This is a genomic window from Paenibacillus sp. PK1-4R, from assembly GCF_030369595.1.
Lineage (GTDB): Bacteria > Bacillota > Bacilli > Paenibacillales > Paenibacillaceae > Paenibacillus.
Genome location: NZ_CP126535.1, coordinates 3,675,776 through 3,692,955, shown reverse-complemented (window position 1 = coordinate 3,692,955; position 17,180 = coordinate 3,675,776). Strand labels below are relative to the sequence as shown.

The 17,180-nt window shown below is 43.4% G+C and carries 15 protein-coding genes and 1 pseudogene; 5 read left to right on the top strand and 11 right to left on the bottom strand.

Going from position 1 to position 17,180, the window contains the following annotated elements:
- Window positions 1-8: 8 nt before the first annotated feature.
- The 7 genes and pseudogenes from QNO02_RS15980 to QNO02_RS15950 all read right to left on the bottom strand — a co-directional run bounded on the left by QNO02_RS15980 (window position 9) and on the right by QNO02_RS15950 (window position 7,915).
- On the bottom strand, window positions 9-1,940 hold the full coding sequence (locus tag QNO02_RS15980; protein ID WP_133384970.1) for a fructose-1,6-bisphosphatase: 1,932 nt from the start codon (window positions 1,938-1,940) through the stop codon (window positions 9-11).
- A 266-nt stretch (window positions 1,941-2,206) separates the two neighbouring features.
- Window positions 2,207-2,923, bottom strand: coding sequence for a class I SAM-dependent DNA methyltransferase (locus QNO02_RS15975; protein ID WP_289389275.1), 717 nt, complete (start codon window positions 2,921-2,923; stop codon window positions 2,207-2,209).
- A gap of 66 nt (window positions 2,924-2,989) precedes the next feature.
- Window positions 2,990-3,649: pseudogene (locus tag QNO02_RS15970) on the bottom strand (LysR family transcriptional regulator).
- Window positions 3,650-3,831: 182 nt separating this feature from the next.
- On the bottom strand, window positions 3,832-4,872 hold the full coding sequence (locus QNO02_RS15965) for an NADH:flavin oxidoreductase (RefSeq protein ID WP_206105745.1): 1,041 nt from the start codon (window positions 4,870-4,872) through the stop codon (window positions 3,832-3,834).
- Window positions 4,873-5,077: 205 nt separating this feature from the next.
- A complete protein-coding gene (locus tag QNO02_RS15960; protein ID WP_091029895.1) occupies window positions 5,078-5,653 on the bottom strand; it encodes a TetR/AcrR family transcriptional regulator in 576 nt (191 codons plus the stop codon).
- A 96-nt stretch (window positions 5,654-5,749) separates the two neighbouring features.
- Window positions 5,750-6,313 carry a GNAT family N-acetyltransferase gene (locus tag QNO02_RS15955; RefSeq protein ID WP_133384968.1) on the bottom strand — a complete coding sequence of 188 codons (564 nt, stop codon included), beginning with the start codon at window positions 6,311-6,313 and terminating at the stop codon, window positions 5,750-5,752.
- Window positions 6,314-7,486: 1,173 nt separating this feature from the next.
- Window positions 7,487-7,915 (bottom strand): nuclear transport factor 2 family protein, encoded by a 429-nt coding sequence (locus QNO02_RS15950; RefSeq protein ID WP_091029903.1) that lies wholly within the window; start codon window positions 7,913-7,915, stop codon window positions 7,487-7,489.
- A gap of 341 nt (window positions 7,916-8,256) precedes the next feature.
- On the opposite strand from QNO02_RS15950, the gene QNO02_RS15945 reads away from it, so the two are divergent.
- The 3 genes from QNO02_RS15945 to QNO02_RS15935 are packed head-to-tail and all read left to right on the top strand — an operon-like array spanning window position 8,257 to window position 11,186.
- Window positions 8,257-9,219, top strand: a complete 963-nt coding sequence (locus tag QNO02_RS15945; protein WP_289389273.1) for a phosphatidylinositol-specific phospholipase C/glycerophosphodiester phosphodiesterase family protein — start codon at window positions 8,257-8,259, stop codon at window positions 9,217-9,219.
- Window positions 9,206-9,904 (top strand): response regulator transcription factor, encoded by a 699-nt coding sequence (locus QNO02_RS15940; protein ID WP_091029908.1) that lies wholly within the window; start codon window positions 9,206-9,208, stop codon window positions 9,902-9,904. The genes QNO02_RS15945 and QNO02_RS15940 overlap by 14 nt, the downstream gene beginning before the upstream one ends.
- Window positions 9,879-11,186: a sensor histidine kinase gene (locus tag QNO02_RS15935; protein ID WP_289389271.1), complete on the top strand. Its 1,308-nt coding sequence runs from the start codon at window positions 9,879-9,881 to the stop codon at window positions 11,184-11,186. The genes QNO02_RS15940 and QNO02_RS15935 overlap by 26 nt, the downstream gene beginning before the upstream one ends.
- 123 nt (window positions 11,187-11,309) lie before the next feature.
- Here the strand turns inward: QNO02_RS15935 and QNO02_RS15930 are convergent, their stop codons facing one another.
- The 3 genes from QNO02_RS15930 to QNO02_RS15920 form a co-directional block, all read right to left on the bottom strand.
- On the bottom strand, window positions 11,310-12,014 hold the full coding sequence (locus QNO02_RS15930) for a hypothetical protein (protein ID WP_289389270.1): 705 nt from the start codon (window positions 12,012-12,014) through the stop codon (window positions 11,310-11,312).
- A 125-nt stretch (window positions 12,015-12,139) separates the two neighbouring features.
- Window positions 12,140-13,492, bottom strand: coding sequence for a sensor histidine kinase (locus QNO02_RS15925; protein ID WP_289389268.1), 1,353 nt, complete (start codon window positions 13,490-13,492; stop codon window positions 12,140-12,142).
- A 71-nt stretch (window positions 13,493-13,563) separates the two neighbouring features.
- On the bottom strand, window positions 13,564-14,271 hold the full coding sequence (locus QNO02_RS15920) for a response regulator transcription factor (RefSeq protein WP_091029916.1): 708 nt from the start codon (window positions 14,269-14,271) through the stop codon (window positions 13,564-13,566).
- Between the two features lie 157 nt (window positions 14,272-14,428).
- Between QNO02_RS15920 and QNO02_RS15915 the strand changes: the two genes are divergently transcribed.
- On the top strand, window positions 14,429-14,686 hold the full coding sequence (locus tag QNO02_RS15915; protein ID WP_091029919.1) for a GlsB/YeaQ/YmgE family stress response membrane protein: 258 nt from the start codon (window positions 14,429-14,431) through the stop codon (window positions 14,684-14,686).
- Window positions 14,687-14,834: 148 nt separating this feature from the next.
- On the opposite strand, the gene QNO02_RS15910 is transcribed toward QNO02_RS15915, so the two are convergent.
- On the bottom strand, window positions 14,835-15,470 hold the full coding sequence (locus tag QNO02_RS15910) for a TetR/AcrR family transcriptional regulator (RefSeq protein ID WP_289389266.1): 636 nt from the start codon (window positions 15,468-15,470) through the stop codon (window positions 14,835-14,837).
- Between the two features lie 124 nt (window positions 15,471-15,594).
- Between QNO02_RS15910 and QNO02_RS15905 the strand changes: the two genes are divergently transcribed.
- Entirely contained in the window at window positions 15,595-17,163 is a 1,569-nt protein-coding gene (locus QNO02_RS15905; RefSeq protein WP_289389264.1) for an FAD-dependent monooxygenase, read from the top strand.
- Window positions 17,164-17,180: the final 17 nt, after the last annotated feature.

The window sequence follows — 17,180 nt, the reverse complement described above, 5'->3', positions numbered from 1 at the left end:
CAATCGTTTCATTTCATGTAGCGATATTCTAATAGATCCTTCAAGTTTGAGATTTTCCGCAGCAGCTTCTCCCCGACATTGGTTTCCCTCACCAGCTTCCGCTCCAGTTCTTTGTCCACCAATCTTTTTAGAGATAACACGTCTGTTCCGTTACATAACACATCTTCTTTTGAATTAAATTTCTGATGGGCGACGAGCTGCATGCCAAAAGAATTGTACAGCAAGGTATATCCGGCAATGCCCGTTGTGGACTGATAGGCTTTGGAAAAACCGCCGTCAATCACGATCATTTTTCCATTTGCTTTAACAGGGCTCTCTCCACGACTTTCTTTGACTGGCGTATGACCGTTAATGACATGTCCATGATCTGGATTCAAATCAAACTCCTGCAAAATTTTTCGAGTGATCTCTTCATTTTCACGTAAATGGTAGTAAGGGTTCTTTCTCTCCTTATGTGCTTCTTTATCTTGGATAAAATACCGTTCAAAAGTGGTCATTTCTCTCTTTCCAAAGAGCGAGGAACATTCCCCTGTCCAGATGTACCATACCATATCCGTCGCCAGATCTTCTGTCTCTTCCGGATGCGCAAAGGCGTAACGTAAATAATCTTCAAAAACATCAAGCAATTGACGGCCCGCATATGTCTTGTCTTCAATCTGCATTTCTTCCATATTTCCTTCTTCATCCAAAGGAATACAGCCGTGGATTAACAAATTCCCGTTGTATTTTAAATAAAGACTACCCTTTTTCATGAGAAAATTCATATGTCTGGCCATCTTTTCGGAATGCTGAACGGAAAACAGCAGCTTTTCCATCACCTGGCGTTCTTCCTCCAGCAATTGTTCAGGCTTCTGTGGATTTATGGTTGCGAAACAGGTGTTTTCCAGCAGGTACGTTTTACCGCAGATGTTGATTTCATTTTTGTCGTAATCAATCTGCTCCAGCAAAAGTCTTTCAGACATATTAAAGTATGGGCGTCTCTTGATAATCGGGATTTCAAGTTTAAACTGAATCATGGCAATGGCTTGGTGAATTTTGGTGATCTGCAGAATTTCCTGCTCCGATACATGATGGCCAGCCTGTAACTTAGGTCTGAAGGACGGATTGTCTTCATAATATTTCTCCGCCAGGTTTAGCAGTGGGCGCAGATTGATTCCGTATACATCTTCAATGATGTCCAGATTATCGTATCTGGCGCAGATCCGAATAATATTCGCAAGGCAAACCAGAGAACCTGCGTAGGCTCCGATCCAGAGGACATCATGGTTCCCCCACTGTATGTCTACAGAATGGTAGTTGATCAGCGTATCCATAATTTTATCGGGGTACGGCCCCCGGTCATAGATATCTCCAACCACATGAAGATGGTCAACCACCAGGCGCTGTGTCGTATAAGCAAGGCCGATAATGAGATTGTCCGCCTGGCCCAAGGATATAATTTGCCGATATATTTCCTCGTAATAAGGATCCTTATTGTTGGTCGAATCCGTCTTGTATAAAAGCTCTTCTACAATATATACATATTGCTCCGGCAGAGCTTTACGCAATTTTGAGCGTGTATACTTGGAAGAGGCATAAGAAATAAGCTTAAGCATGTGTTCAATTGTTAGTCTATACCACTGGTTCAAAGCCTGTTTATTGCTCATTTCCCCTATAACCAGCTGTATTTTTTCTTCCGGGTAATAAACCAACGCCGCAAAATCATTGATTTCTTGATCCGTCCAAACCTTCCGGAATAATTCTTTGATTTTCTCTTTGACGGTACCCGAACCGTTTCTTAGTACATGCTGAAAAGCCTGGAACTCCCCATGCAAATCACTGACAAAATGCTCGGTTCCCTTCGGGAGATTGGAGATCGCTTCAAGGTTGATGATCTCTGTTATAATTTTTTCTTCGGTATCATATTTCTCGGCCAATAAATCTAGAAACTGCTCATCCAAAACAGATGTCCCCCTTCAAGGAAGTATGGTGTTGTATAGCCGGGTCCAAAAGCTTTAGACCTACATAAAATTACTCTATACTTGGCATTGATTATATGGTAATTATCAGCATCGCCTTCCCCCATCATACTCCAGTTCATCATATATGAACAAATTTCATTGAATGGATTTTGAACGAAACAATGTTTGTAAAAATAAAAAAGCCGCTAAAATAGCGACTTTCAATGGGATCATGTCTTTGTCCCTCGACATTTTTTAACTAACTGCTATTTTACACAATGAAAAATAAACGATCTATTCTCAGAATTTGCTTGTTTGAACTCCCAATCACCATATGTTTCAATTTTTGAAAAACCGATTTGTTTCAGCGACTCATCGAATTCGTCTTGATTTCGAAACCTTAGCTGCATTTTTTCATGAACTAACACTTCGTCTGTTTTTGTGTTTTTTACAATTTCATAGAAAGTGTAAATATCTCCCTCAAACCCTTCATATTCTGTATAAATTTCTAAAGGATCTCCGCTTAGTTTATCTTTAGCTAAGTCAGGAGTTTTGTCCTTCTCCCATTCTTCCCATACTTTTACCAAAGGGTTTCGTGTATCAAAAATAAAGTGACCCCCATTTTTTAGGGATCGGAATACGTCCGAGATTACTCGCTTCCAACTATCATCTGTAAGAAATACCTGTGCAACATTGGCTGTCATAATTACCGCATCATAGGTATTGGTTTGTAAATCCGCACTATCACCTACAATCCAATCCACATTTCCTGAATTATCCTTACTTCTCGCCATTTCAATCGCTTCTTCATTGGGATCTATAGCGGTAATTTTATAACCGCACTGAACAAGATGAGTAGTCCATCTTCCTGTTCCACAGCCCAGGTCAGCTATAAATTCTACTTTTAATCTTTTTAACAATGCAAGGAAAAATTCATCGTCTTTTCCCCAATGGTTAATCTGGTCGTATACTAGTGGAATCATATATAATGTCTACCCACTTTCAACAGCGTTTTACTGTGCTCAACAGTTTGATGTCTCATACATAAACTATACGGTTTTATTTTCATTCTGTGAACCAAAAACTTCCCTGGTTGCTTCTATAAAAGATAACATCATTGGTGAAAGCGACTTGTCTTTATGCCACAACATCTGTGTATACACCCGCAAATCCGGAATTTCCCATGGAAGAACAACAAGTTTCCCGCTTTCAACTTCGGCATCTACAACGATTTCAGGAAGAAAACCGATACCGATTCCCGAGATTGCACACTGTTTAATAGCCTCGGCACTTTGAAACTCTAATTATGTGATGTTATCAATGCCCTCTTTCTCAAATGATCGATCAAACATCGTTCGATATGGACACCCCTTCTCATTTGTCAGGAACACTTCTTCATGGAAATCTTCCAATTGCAGCACAGTTCGTTTGGCGAGTGGGTGATCAGGAGGAGCTAACAATCGGAAATGTTCTTCCAGCAAAGGTTCCACGGAAAGTCCACTCGAACGAATGGGTTCATCCAACATATAAACAATATCCGTGGTTCCCTCAAAGAGCGTTTGCTTGAGTTCTTGGTTCGGCACTGAGCGGAAGATGAGGCGAACACCTAGCTCATCTTCCAATGCTTTAATTTGCATCGTGACGTTGAAAGGAACGTAGCTCAGGACTTCTGCTGCCCGCGTGAAATTCAAAGCAGTGCAATTCTCAATTCCGAAACTGAAACCTCTGCCAGTCTCATTTCTATGGCTTTCATCTTTAATTCTACCGGATAACTCACTCTGGTTGCCATTACAAACACACCTCCAAGATGATCTCCCCTATCTTACGACAAGGTTTCATTCTCTTGAAGGTGTGTTTGATTAATACATATTCCTAATGATTATAACTACAATTAAGTAAGTACAGTCATCGCCTCTCTTGTGAATGGAACCAGATCACCAGTACGTCCTTCTTGAATTTTCTTAGCCCATTCAGGGTCGACTAGAAGAGCACGGCCTACAGCAACCAGATCAAACTCATCATTCTGAAGTCGTTGTACCAATCCCTCTATACCGACGTTACTTGCGCCTTTACCTTCTGTGAACAGACTTGTAAAGTCACCATCAAGACCAATCGATCCAACAGTGATTGTCGGTTTACCAGTCAGTTTTTTGGTCCAACCAGCAAAATTCAGATCAGACCCTTCGAATTCCGGCTCCCAGAAACGGCGTGTGGAGCAGTGGAAGATATCGACTCCAGCTTGAACCAACGGTGCGAGAAGCTGCTCCAGTAATTCCGGTGTTTCAGCCAATTTAGCCTGATAATCATCTGTCTTCCACTGAGATAAACGCAGTACAATAGGGAATTCCGATCCCACTACTTTACGGCAAGCCTCAATCACTTCAACTGCAAAACGTGTGCGAGCCATCATATCTCCACCATAACGATCCGTACGAGAGTTGGTTTTCTCATACAGGAATTGGTCGATCAGATAGCCGTGTGCTCCATGGATTTCAACACCATCGAACCCAACGCGTTTCGCTTCTGAGGCTGCTTTTGCGAATTCTTGAACGATTGTAGCAATCTCAGCTTCCGAATAATCATTAACATGACCTTTGGCTCCCATATGCCAGATCTGTGGAATAATTCGACCGCCAGCTTCATGTACTTCAGATACAACATGTGCCCAACCATTCATTGCAGCTTCGCCATAAAAGTGCGGCACATTGGCTTGATTGGATGCATCCGGATGATTAATTATTGTCCCTTCCGTCACAATCAGCCCCACTGCGTTCTCTGCTCTACGGCGGTAATAGCCCGCAACATTCGAACCCGGGATACCGTCCGGAGAAAATTGACGCGTCATTGGCGCCATCACGATCCGATTGGATAACTTCAAGTGACCTAACTCTATAGGTTGGAACAATGCTTCTACGGATTGAGAATAATTCATAATAACCTCCACATATTTCGTTTTATATAAATTGACCTAGGAGATGTTAAACAGCAACCAGCCTGGTTAACAACTAGATGTTACTTCCAAATGAATCAATACACGATCTTTATCGAAAAGCCCCACCTCCTTCAAGGTTTCGTGGTGTATTGATCCGCCTTCATTTATTTTTGACTTCGTAGTCAAGAATTTCACAAAAAAAAGATCAAGACATGATCATGCCAAATGAAGTACGCAGAACCGTCTCGATCTGTTCACGGGATGAACCAGATTTCTCCATAACTCTCACACCAAGGATGGTGTTATTTAGATAAGATGCAAGCTCTATACTCGTATACCGGTTGGAAATTAACTGTTGTTTCTGGCCACTACTTATGATCTTCTCTAATACCAGTTGAATCTCTTCTGCCATGAGCTCAGCTTCGCGGGTGACCTGCTCGTCATCTGTTCCGAATTCGAGTGATGCATTCACAATTAGACACCCTTGGCAGCCAGTTTCATCGTCTAAAAGGGAATATCGTAAGGTATCCAGTTTATCAACGGGAGACGAATCCAGGGTTTCAATCTCTTTCAGTTTCGCTATAACCTGTTCACGGTAAAGTGCCAACGCCTTCAGGAACAACGATCGCTTGTCTTTAAAAACACAGTACAAACTTTGCTTTTTGACTCCTGTAGTACGCGTAAGGTCCTCATAAGAAGTTGCTTTGAAGCCTTGATTCCAGAATACTTCCATAGACTGGTGTAATACACGATCGACATCAAATTCTCTTGGTCTGCTCATGGGATTAATGTATCAGTTATTGACCATGCAGTCAAGAATTGATCATTTTTCATCCTAATCTCTACGGTAATTTCCTGCAGGTCCATTGAATGCGGTCTAACTCTTCCGGTAAGCAACCTTGTGAAAAGCATTGATATAACGAAACAGTGCTTCACCATCATCAGGCACATGCGTACTTGTATCCATTGGCAGCATCATTGCCTGATACGGCTCTGGCACCATTCTATATTGATGGACATAGGAGGTTAGGATGAACCCGTTGCGTTGCCAGAACTGAATGCGTTCCTGATGAGCCTCCGTTGTCCCGAACTCCGCCTCGATAATCATACCTTTGATCCGGTGTTCCCTTAACGCCCAGGCTCTGAGCTGCTCCAGCATCCAGGTCCCTATGCCCAACCCGCGCAGCTTCTGTTCAACCGCGAGGTAATCGATGATCAGAATGCGGTCCGCAACCTTCCCCTCCAGTCCAGTAACAGCCATCGCAACCACTTCTCCATGATGCACGCCCGTGTGTAAATAACCAATTTTCCGGTCCAGCATACTGCGCAGAATCGCTTTTGTCTTAGCACCGCGTTGAAAAGCCTCATGATAGATTCGCTCCATCCGCGCCCACAATGCTTCATCCCACTCCTCTATAGTCGTAAACTCTAATTCCAGCATTTCATTCGCCTCCAGCTTTAATTCAGATTTATCGTGATCACCCTTCTCTTGCCTGACGATAGGCACTCTACTGCCTAGTTCTTTTATACTTCCTTTGACGAATTCTGCGATTCTGAAGACTGTAGCATGTCTTTAATCTTAAAAGTTTATGTTTTTATCGTTCGCATACCTGGCGTATATTCACAAAATTCATCTATCCTGCCCGTCAGCGTAATAAGCATTAACTTTTAATATCTTCTTTTAGTCTTTTGTCTATATCGAATTATGGAAAGAGGTAAATTAACTACTCCAAGAATAAAAGAAGAGCTAATAGATATCCATTGAGATATTGAAGGATAATTCGGTTTTCCGTCTCCTACAGGTCCTATTTTGGGTTGGTGGCTATCCCACAAAACATATAAGAGACCAACAGCAGGTAACAATATGCAAATTACACTTGCAACTATATGTAACACATACTTGTTCAATCCTACCCCTCCATTTATTGTATTCATGTCTTGAACTCTGTTTATATTATAACGTTAACTAAAACGGGAAATTACACTAACCTGACAATAGTCAACAAAATAAACAAAGCCGCGAAAATGACGACTTCATCATGATAAGTTATTCCATTAAAAGAGTTTTGCTTGCTTCCAGGTTGATTGCTCCTCACTCGTGGTCAATGATAGATTTCATATTTACAATCTTCTGGAGACTGTCATTAATCTGATTTGTAACTTCGTTACCATGATACGTAATCACTTTTTTAATATCTAGCTCTAACAGTTTGGCAATCGACTTCAATGCAAAAGTGGTGGATATATCATCTTGAAGAAGATGTTACGGCAGAACAGATGGATGAGTATTACTATCAGATGGTTAACGAGAAAATCATGTTAGATTAGCACGAAGCTCACTCTACGCTACACACCTAGCCAAGTTATCCAGCCTGACCTATTTTCACCAGAATAAGAAGGTATCTTATTGTTGAGATAAAATAAAAACCGATGGGCATTTACAAATGTAAAGTTCCATCGGTTTCTTTAGTTTTAGGATAGTTCGGTTGAAGGCCACAAATGCTGTGAATCTAAAATATAAGTCGATAAAATTATGCCTACTGATCAAAAAAATGGGTTACTATGTAGCAAACCAGCAATTGTTTCTTACCAAAGACCTAAGTAACAACTACCCTTACGAGAAATATTCATTGTAAGCATCTTCAGTCGTCTGCACGTTCTTCATATACATAATCTTTCCCTCTTCATTTAAACGCATAATATCTATACCTTCTTTGGTGAAAACCGTGCCATCTACTGCTTGACCGCATACTGCCCAGTTAGTTCGATAACTGCCGTCGGGCTGAAGTACCCATGCATCCCACATATGTTTAATGTCTTTGTTGTATTCATAAATAGTCTTAATAACTACTTCGAATCCTGTTCGGCTGCTACCGTTCGAAATAACTTCGACATCCTCCGTAAATAAGGATAACAAGTCCTTCATAGCCCGATCGTCAGTGCGAGATGCATCAAACAAGCGAAAATAATTATTTAACATCGTGATGTTTGCATCGGTTTTCAGAGAGTTAGTAGTATTGCCAGCGGTTGCTGTATTGGACATGTTATTACCTCCTGTATTTTCTATACTGTCTTACGTAGTATAGTTTTAAGTTCGAATATTTTCGAACTGTTTGGCCTGAAAAGAAATATATCACACTTCCCACATAGCTGCAATACATAATTCGAAAATTTTCGAACAATAAAAAAGAGGTTGAAAATGCTAGTATCTATCTTATGAGAACTTTAAGAATCCCTACAGGTTCGGAGAGAGGTCTTCAGAGAAGAAATCTCGTTTGGTAGTGAAATGTACAAACTTCATAAATTCCTTCGTTTTTATACCACTCCTTCTTCATTTGAGTCCTGTAGTATGACTTACATCGGGATAACAAAGGAGCAGAACGAATGAAGAAAACGATGATGTTAAGCTTACTCATAGTCATTACGGCAGGAATGATCTGGTGCAACTGGGGGCTTGTTAGGACAGGTCAGAATCAGCTGGAATCTACAGCTGGCACCAGCGACTGGCAGGAAAATAGGCTTATTGCACATGCATTTGGTGGAGTTAACGGGGCTAGTTACACCAATTCTTATGAGGCATTTATAACCAATTACAATAGAGGGTACCGTTTGTTCGAGGTTGATCTTGTGCAGACGACGGACGGGAAGCTTGTAGCCAGACATGATTGGTCGCAGAGGCTACAGCCGGATTTGGCGGCTCATCGCGGACGAAACGTAACAAGGATTCAATTTGCAAAGTCGCTTATCATGGGAAGATTCCACCCTCTTACACTGCCAGACATACTGCAGCTGATGCAGCAATATCCTGATTTTGACTTAATTGTGGATACGAAAGCAGGCAGCAAAGAGCAAATTCAGCAGCAGTTTGCGCATCTAGTCAATGAGGTTCGACGTACGGATCCTGCACTGCTCAACCGGATTATACCTGAAATTTTCAGCCCGGAAATGTATGACACGGTTATGGGAATCCACCCCTTTCCAAACAAAATATATTCACTTTACAAAACTGGCGCCTCCGCCGAAAGTATTGTAGAATTCGTTAGGGACAAACAACTGACAGCGGTTGCCATGCCTGTATACCGCGTGTATCTAAACCCCAATTTAGTTCCAACACTACATAAGTTTGGGGTGAAAAGTTATGTTCACACCGTCAACAGCAGACCGGTTATGCAGATTCTGTCCAGGTTCGGGGTGCATGGATTTTACACGGATCAGGAAGAATCACCAGAGGAGCTGATGCTTGCAGACGCTCTCCCCGGCCATGTTGAATTTTCTGGATACATGAGTTCCGGATTAGTAAGTATAAGAAATATCGTGATGAAGGTGAGAAATAATGGCTATAAATAACATTCTTGTTGTAGACGATGAACCGGAAATTCGAGAAGCTCTCGTTATTTATTTGAAAAGCGAAGATGTGGATGTATTAACTGCCTCTAACGGATTGGAGGCGCTGGAAATTCTTGAACAAGAAACCATTCATCTTATTATCATGGACAACATGATGCCACAGCTCGATGGAATTAAAACGACATTTAAAATTCGTGAAAACAAAAATATACCGATCATTATGCTTTCCGCCAAGTCAGAAGATAACGACAAGATTTTGGGACTCAACGTTGGGGCTGATGACTATATTACGAAGCCGTTCAATCCTCTAGAGCTGATCGCTAGAGTCCGATCTCAGCTGCGCCGGTTTACGAATTTAGGTTCCTTCCAGTCAAACGGGGATGAGCTCATTCAAGTAAGAGGACTCGTGCTGAACAAAAGCTCGAAGACTGTTGAGATAGATGGAGAGGACGTCAGATTGACCCCGAAAGAATACAAAATTTTGGAGCTGCTGATGGAGAATAAGGGTAGGGTTTTCTCAATCGAAGAGATTTATGAGCGCGTGTGGAATGAACTGATCTTCACTTCAGACAATACGGTTGCCGTACATGTGAGAAACATTCGTGAAAAAATTGAAATCAATCCCAAAGACCCAAAATATTTAAAGGTGGTATGGGGAATTGGATACAAAATCGAGAAAAAATAAAGCCGATCGGAAGGTTCCAATCGACCTTATTGTCATCATTGTCGCCGCGATTTTATGGAGCCTCGTACTCATAAACAGGTATTCATACACGGGGTTGAGTCTGAGCTATTCAACCTCAAGTTACCTCCAGACACTGCTTGCCTTAATTATTCTTTGCCTGCTGGCAAGCAGACTGTTTCTTTATTTTAAGGCACCCCATAGTATGCGTTCCTTCTGGCATGGCAGTCTGCTGATGGATTACTTTCATATTTGGAGAACCGGTCTTAGAGCCAGTTTACAAAACTGGAGACTAACGTTTGGCCTCATCATGATGCTTTTGCTAACCGCGATAGCCGGCATTTGTATTTGGCAGGCAGTCACATATTACGGACAGGGGTGGCTTCTACTTTATTTGTTGCTCTACGTGTTGTTCTTGGTTCCATATATACTTTCCAAGCTTAGAAGATTCATCGCCATTATCAACGGGAGCAAAGAGATTGCCGAAGGGAACATTCAGAACACAATTCAGGATACCGGCAAGGATGATCTATCCAAGCTTGCTGGCTATATTAACAATATGAAAGCCGGGTATCAAAGCGCGCTGGAGAATCAGATGAAGAGCGAACGGTTAAAAACAGAGCTGATTACCAACGTATCACATGATTTGAAAACCCCGCTTACTTCTATTATCAACTATGTTGATTTATTAAAAAAAGAAGATCTGTCTAGTGAGACCACCCGAGCCTATATTGAAACCCTGGACCGGAAGGCGCTACGGATGAAGCTGTTGATAGAAGACCTGTTCGAAATCTCAAAGATGGCCAGCGGTACAGTAGAGCTGGATATTGAGTACGTCGATGTCGCGACCTTGTTGACACAGGCGATTGCCGAGTCCAACACCAGTATGGGACAAGCGTCGCCTGTGATTCGGGAGAGGATTGCGAAATTCCCGATCCATGCACATTTGGATGGCAATAAAATTTGGCGTGTATTCGAAAATTTAATTGGCAATGCGCAGAAATATTCGCTTCCAGGAACCAGAATCTATATTTATTTGGACCAGTCTGAAGATCTGGTATTATTCAAAATACAAAATACTGCTGCTTATGAGATTGATTTTGCTGCGGAAGAGTTGTTCGAACGTTTCAAAAGAGCAGATGAATCTCGCCAGACAGAAGGCTCCGGCCTAGGGATGTCCATTGTGAAAAGTATCGTTGAGCTGCACGGCGGGGAGATCAAAATCGAAATTCATGGTGATCAATTCAACGTTATTATGCATTTGCCCAAGCAGCGCTTAATTTAAAGGTCCTAAAACTACGTTAACCCTCAATGCTCCTTTTCAGGAGTATGAGGGTTAACTTTTCATTGTTATTCAGGTGTTAAAGGTGAATCGTATGAATGGCTTACCAACATCGATTCCTAAATATTAGTCCAGAAGGCTGTAGATCTGAATGCTCTCCACCTTGGCATCCTTGATATGAAACGACATCACATCCACATAATTGGATGGCTCGTAACGGAAGTCATCCTCCTCATCTGGAGCTCCATCACCAAGCAGTTTCCCCTCAGGGTAGGCGTTTTTGAGTGTATCCAGGCTGTCTCCTGCTTTAATGTTTCGGACTGTCGCATACTTGGGGTCTGTGATTTCAATATGAAAGATGGAGTCTTGTTTCCCCTCCGGTATACTGATTGTTTTAATCTCCAGACCAGGATACGTGTACACTTTTTCTGTAAAACCGATTAACGTATCCATGTTTGTTCCATCGTCGGCACTGTACGTATGAGATTTCAGGTTATCCGGTTTACCCAGCATCTGTTCCATCTGATCTTCATTCGCTGAATCCGAAATAGCAATGGTGTGCTCATTATAGACAAAAGCAAGCTCTTTCAGCACCACATTTCCTTCCTTTTCCATCGAACCTTCTTTAATAGCTTCAGTACCCTTTTCTTCCGAATTTTCTGAAGCAGGCGCACTAGCATTTGTTGCTCCTTCACCTTTGCTTTGTTCATTCGCTGTGTTCTGTCCGGTTGCTGGAGATGTAGCATCACTGGACTGACAGCCTGTTAATGCCACCGTTAGTAAAGCACCTAGTACGATAAAACCTGCAGCTTTCTTTGTTAACTTCATCATGATCCCTCCATAAATGTGTGATTTGTTCTTATGAAGTGATTATAAATAAAACATTTGTTAGTCTCATAACAGAAATGTACCAATCTTGTAACGTTACCTATTTAGGCTTGGGTTTAGATGCAGGTCTACGCACGAGGCAAAACAATCGTAACGGTTGTACCTTCCCCGATTTGACTTTCCATGTCGATATATCCATTAAACCGCTCTACAATCTCCTTGCAAATGGAAAGTCCAAGACCTGAACCGTTCGCTGTGCTTGCATTTTTCGCCCGGTAAAAACGTTCCTGCACTCTCTCCAGCTCATCACCCGCGATGCCGATCCCTTGATCACGTATCCGTATAACCACCTCACTTGGCGTATGCTCCATCTCTACTTTAATCTGTGAGTGACTTCCTGAGTATTTGATGGCATTGTCCACAAGGTTGGCGATTGCATGGGACATCAACATTGGATTGACCTCGGCGTAGACTCTTGTCAGACCTCCATCTGCCGATCCTCCCTCCACTTTACTAACTTTGATCTCGATCCCTTTATCCTTAGCCTTGGCTCCCATATTCATTGTGACTTCCTGAATCAGTTCATTCATTTCCGTCTTTTCAACTTCCAGTTCGCTGGAACCAGCTTTGTCGAATCGGGATAGCAATAACAGTTCATTAATCAAGCGCGTCAGCCGATCTGATTCCTGCAACAGATGAGCATAGATTTTTTGCAGTTCCTTGTTCTCAGTCTCCCCTTCAACCAAGTATTGAGAGAAACCACGAATGGCTGCCAAGGGTGTTTTTAACTCGTGAGATACGTTGGAGACAAATTGTTTCTGGTACTGAATGTAATCATGAAGCTGCCGCCCCATGGAATCCAGCCCATCTGCCAGCATGCCCAGCTCATCCTTCCGGTTTAGTTGGACTCTCCGAAACTCCTGTCTAGAGAAACTTTGCGCAGCGCCAAGCAACAGTTTAATCGGCTTGGTTGTGTTGCGGGCAATCCACAGACTGGATAATGTAATCAGTATAATAAATCCGCCTGCGCCGACAAATAGGATATAACGGATTTGATCCATAATTGCATAAAAGTAGGAAATGTCCTCCACGAACTCATACACATAAGCGTTCTCGTAGAATTGATCCTGAATGGGTGTCGCAAAATAAAGCAGATGATTTTCCGTAACGGTGTAGGCATAACTGCCGCTCAGTGCTTTCTCAATATTTTTGTCAAAAATAAGCGGTCTGCCATCATTAATGATGATGCCATCCACAGCCAGGCCCAGCAATTGCTTGGAGCTGTCATAGATACGTACTTCCTTGCCTGAAGCTTTCAGTTTCTCCAGAGCAAGTCTGGCAATTTCCTTCGTCTGGGGCTCTCCTGACGATGACCTATGCTGTGCCAACACCTCACGGAAGGACAACTCCGACAGATCTGCCTTCTCCATCATCTGTTTCTCAATGGTAATGAAGCTGTAGTAATCGATGGCTTTATTCACCGCAAAAATGATGATGCCAAAGGACAGCACGGAGAAAAATAAATAATTCAGCAGTAACCGGGTTGCATACTTCAGGCCTCGCCACCTCCAAGTTGATAGCCAAATCCATAGATCGTCCTGACATACTTCGGTTCGTCCGCGTTATCCTCGAGCTTCTTCCGTAATCTCATGATGGTCATATCCACACTGCGACTGTCTCCCATAAAGTCATATCCCCATCCGATCTGCAGCAGTTCGTCCCGGGTAAAGATTTTTTCTGGCCTTTTCAGTAACGTTTCCAGAATTTTAAACTCTTTGGCCGTTAAAGACACGGGTACACCGTTTTTCAGCACTCTTCGGCTCTCCAGGTCAAAAGTCAGCTCTTCATGAATGATACGTGTCGATTGCACTTCTGTCCCTTCACTTGTGTCCTCCCTGCTCTCGTTTCTTCTCAGAATAACCTTGATCCGAGCGAGCAATTCACGATTGTCAAAGGGTTTGGTCATGTAATCTTCCGCCCCTAGCTCTAGTCCCAACACCTTGTCGATTACCTCATTTTTGGCAGAGAGCATGATCACTGGAATGGCACGCTTTCCGGTTATTTCCTTACACAAGTCATATCCAGAGCAGTCTGGCAGCATCAGATCAAGTACGACTAAATCGGGTTGAAAAGAGTCAAGCAGCTGCAAGCCCGTTTTGCCGTCCTCTGCGGTCTGCACATCGTATTTTTCTCGCCTTAGCACCAGCTCAATTAAATCTCGAATTGCGATTTCATCATCAATGACTAGGATTTTCTTCAACTGTACACCCCTATCTAGCCTTGTTTTCACCAGCTTTAATCAATTATTAACCCATCTTAGCACAGGCGCTTTAGTTTCCTCCACCAACTGGAAGGTGAGGTATATTCCACTCAGCCCAACATAACTTGTAATAAACTCGAAGAAAGGAGAACAATCCATGGATCTGCTCTGGGTACTCATTGTTGGTGGACTTATTGGTTGGTTAAGCGGCAACTTGATTGGGCGGGACGTACCGGGCGGTGTACTTGGGAATGTTATTGCGGGTTTTATCGGTTCCTGGTTAGGAACGGAATTGCTGGGACCAAGGGGACCGGTGATTGGCGGATTTCATATTATTCCAGCCATTGTTGGCTCGATTATTGCCCTATTAATCTTCTTCGCTCTGGCACGCGGCGGAGCCTTCCGAAGACGTTAACCAAGAGAGGCGGAAACCGATACCGTCGTTCATTAGTACAGGATAAACATAAAAGGACCGAAAGCATTCATCGATGGAAGATGAACATTTACGGTCCTTTTTTTATTTTTGAACAAAAACGCAATCCGTATGATGGTTGATTTTCGTTTTAAACGGTACGAGGTGCATAAGCACAAAGAAAGACGCGTACGCCTTCAGTGATGATACGTTTGATTTGTTCCTCTTCCAATGCCTCTGTTTTTCTAGGTTGATTAAATACCAATAAAAACGTTAATGCAGCGAAGTGCTTTGTAGCCATTTCAGGATCGGGCACATGGAGCAATCCGGTATGTCCAAACTCTGTAAACCTCCTGATAATCCCCTCTTCCGTTGCATTATCCAGCCTTTCAAAAAACGAGTCTGGCAGGTTAGCGGCTTCCACCGTAACCAGACGGATCAAAGCCATGTAATCGGACGAACCGTTCGCAGAAGCTACGATTTGTTCGCAAAATAAGATGAGCGCCTGTTTCAGATCCTCGAATTCCAAGAGGTGATCTGAAATTCCTTGCTCAATCATGTCTAGAACCGCCAAACTGGATTCTTCAACAACGGCAAGCAGTAGGTTCTGTTTGTCGCCATAATAATCATAAACTGTCCGTTTGGAAACTCCCGCTTTAGCTGCGACCGCATCAACGCTGGATCGATCAAACCCATCGGAAAGAAACAGGTCTCGTGCTGCCGCAATAATTTTAGCTCGTTTGTCTGTAGAGCCTTTGCGGATTTTCTTGTTTTCCGTATGATCCATTCTTACGTTCCCCCTTATAGGTATACCATCAGAAATTGATTAGAGTTCTGTTTACAAACTACACTGCACGGTGTAGTATAACAAATGTAGCATATCAAATCAATGATCAAGGAGGATTCTATTCATGAATACCAAGCCGTCTTTTGTTGATGTTCTCATTGTTGGGGCCGGACCTACAGGGCTTACACTTGCCTGTGATCTGGCTCGTCGCAACGTCGACCATCGTATTATTGAACGAAGCTCCTTATATAACGTTGCTTCTCGCGCCAAAGGCATCCAGCCTCGCTCGCTTGAAGTCGTCGATGATTTGGAGGCCGTCCACTACATTATTGACACAGGTGTTGTGGATTTGCCTGTTCGTTATTATACCGCAGATGGAAGGAGTGTGGACAAACCGGCTATTACCGTTGCAGCCAGCCCCGAACTTGAAACACCCTATCGTGATCCGGTCTGGATTGCTCAATATGATGTAGAAAAAGCTTTGCGCGACCAATATGCAGTGCTTGGCGGTCAAGTTGAGTTGGGCATGGAAGCTGTAGAGCTTGTTCAGGATGTGGATGGTGTAACGGTAACCGTAAATTCACCACAAGGAGAAGAGAAAATTCGCGCGCGTTATGTCGTCGGCGCTGACGGGGGCAAAAGCAATATCCGCAAGTTTATTCACTTACCGCTGGTTGGGGAAACACATGATCATGAGCGTTGGTATCTTGGCGATGTACGATTGGAAGGGTTAGATCGTGACCATATCCATATCTGGACATCTTCGGAGGGGATGGTTGGGGTGACCCCGCTGCCAAAATCCGATATTTGGCAACTGCAGGCTACAATTCCGCAAGAGATCGAAGAACCAGAGAAACCGTCGTTAGAGGCGTATCAAGCCATGTTTGACCGCCGCGCCGGGGCCGGACGTGTTCGGCTGACGGATGCTTCCTGGCTGTCCATCTACCGGGTCAACGTTCGTATGGTTGAATGTTACCGCAACGGCCGGGTCTTCCTTGCCGGCGATGCTGCTCATGTTCATTCGCCGGCCGGTGGTCAAGGCATGAATACGGGGATGCAGGACGCGTACAATCTCGGCTGGAAGCTGGCGGCTGTGATACGGGGAGCGGACACCTCCTTACTCGACACGTACGATGAGGAGCGCCGCCCAGTGGCTCAAGCCGTGCTTGAGGACAGCACGAAGAAGATGGGAGTGGTCATAGGAACGGCGACTGAAGGCGGAGGATTGTCCCAATCCTTGAGCACCATATCCGACGATCTAACGAGTGGGCTTCTCATTTCCTATCGCTCAAGTTCGCTTACCCGTCGTTCTGCTCGAACCAATGCTACCCGTTCATTTCCTGGGGATCGTGCTCCTAATGCTACGGGCTTGCAAGGCACCGGATTTGCAGGAAGTCTCTTTGACCTATTGCGAGGCCCACACTGGACGCTTTTGGCTTTTGCAAACAGCATCCATCCTTCGCTGAAGAACTTCACCAACAACGAACTCCATATACATTATATCCTGCCATCCAACGTGGAGGGGGCGGCGGAAGGTTTAATAGATACAGCAGGTAATGCCTATCGAATTTACGATGTAACAAGTAAAGAACTTGTATTGATTCGTCCCGACGGATACATTGCAATGCGTACCTCCATTGATGATACTTCATCGATTTCGAATTACTTGAATTCCATTTATCGGGCGAACTGATTTGGACAAGGTCAGCG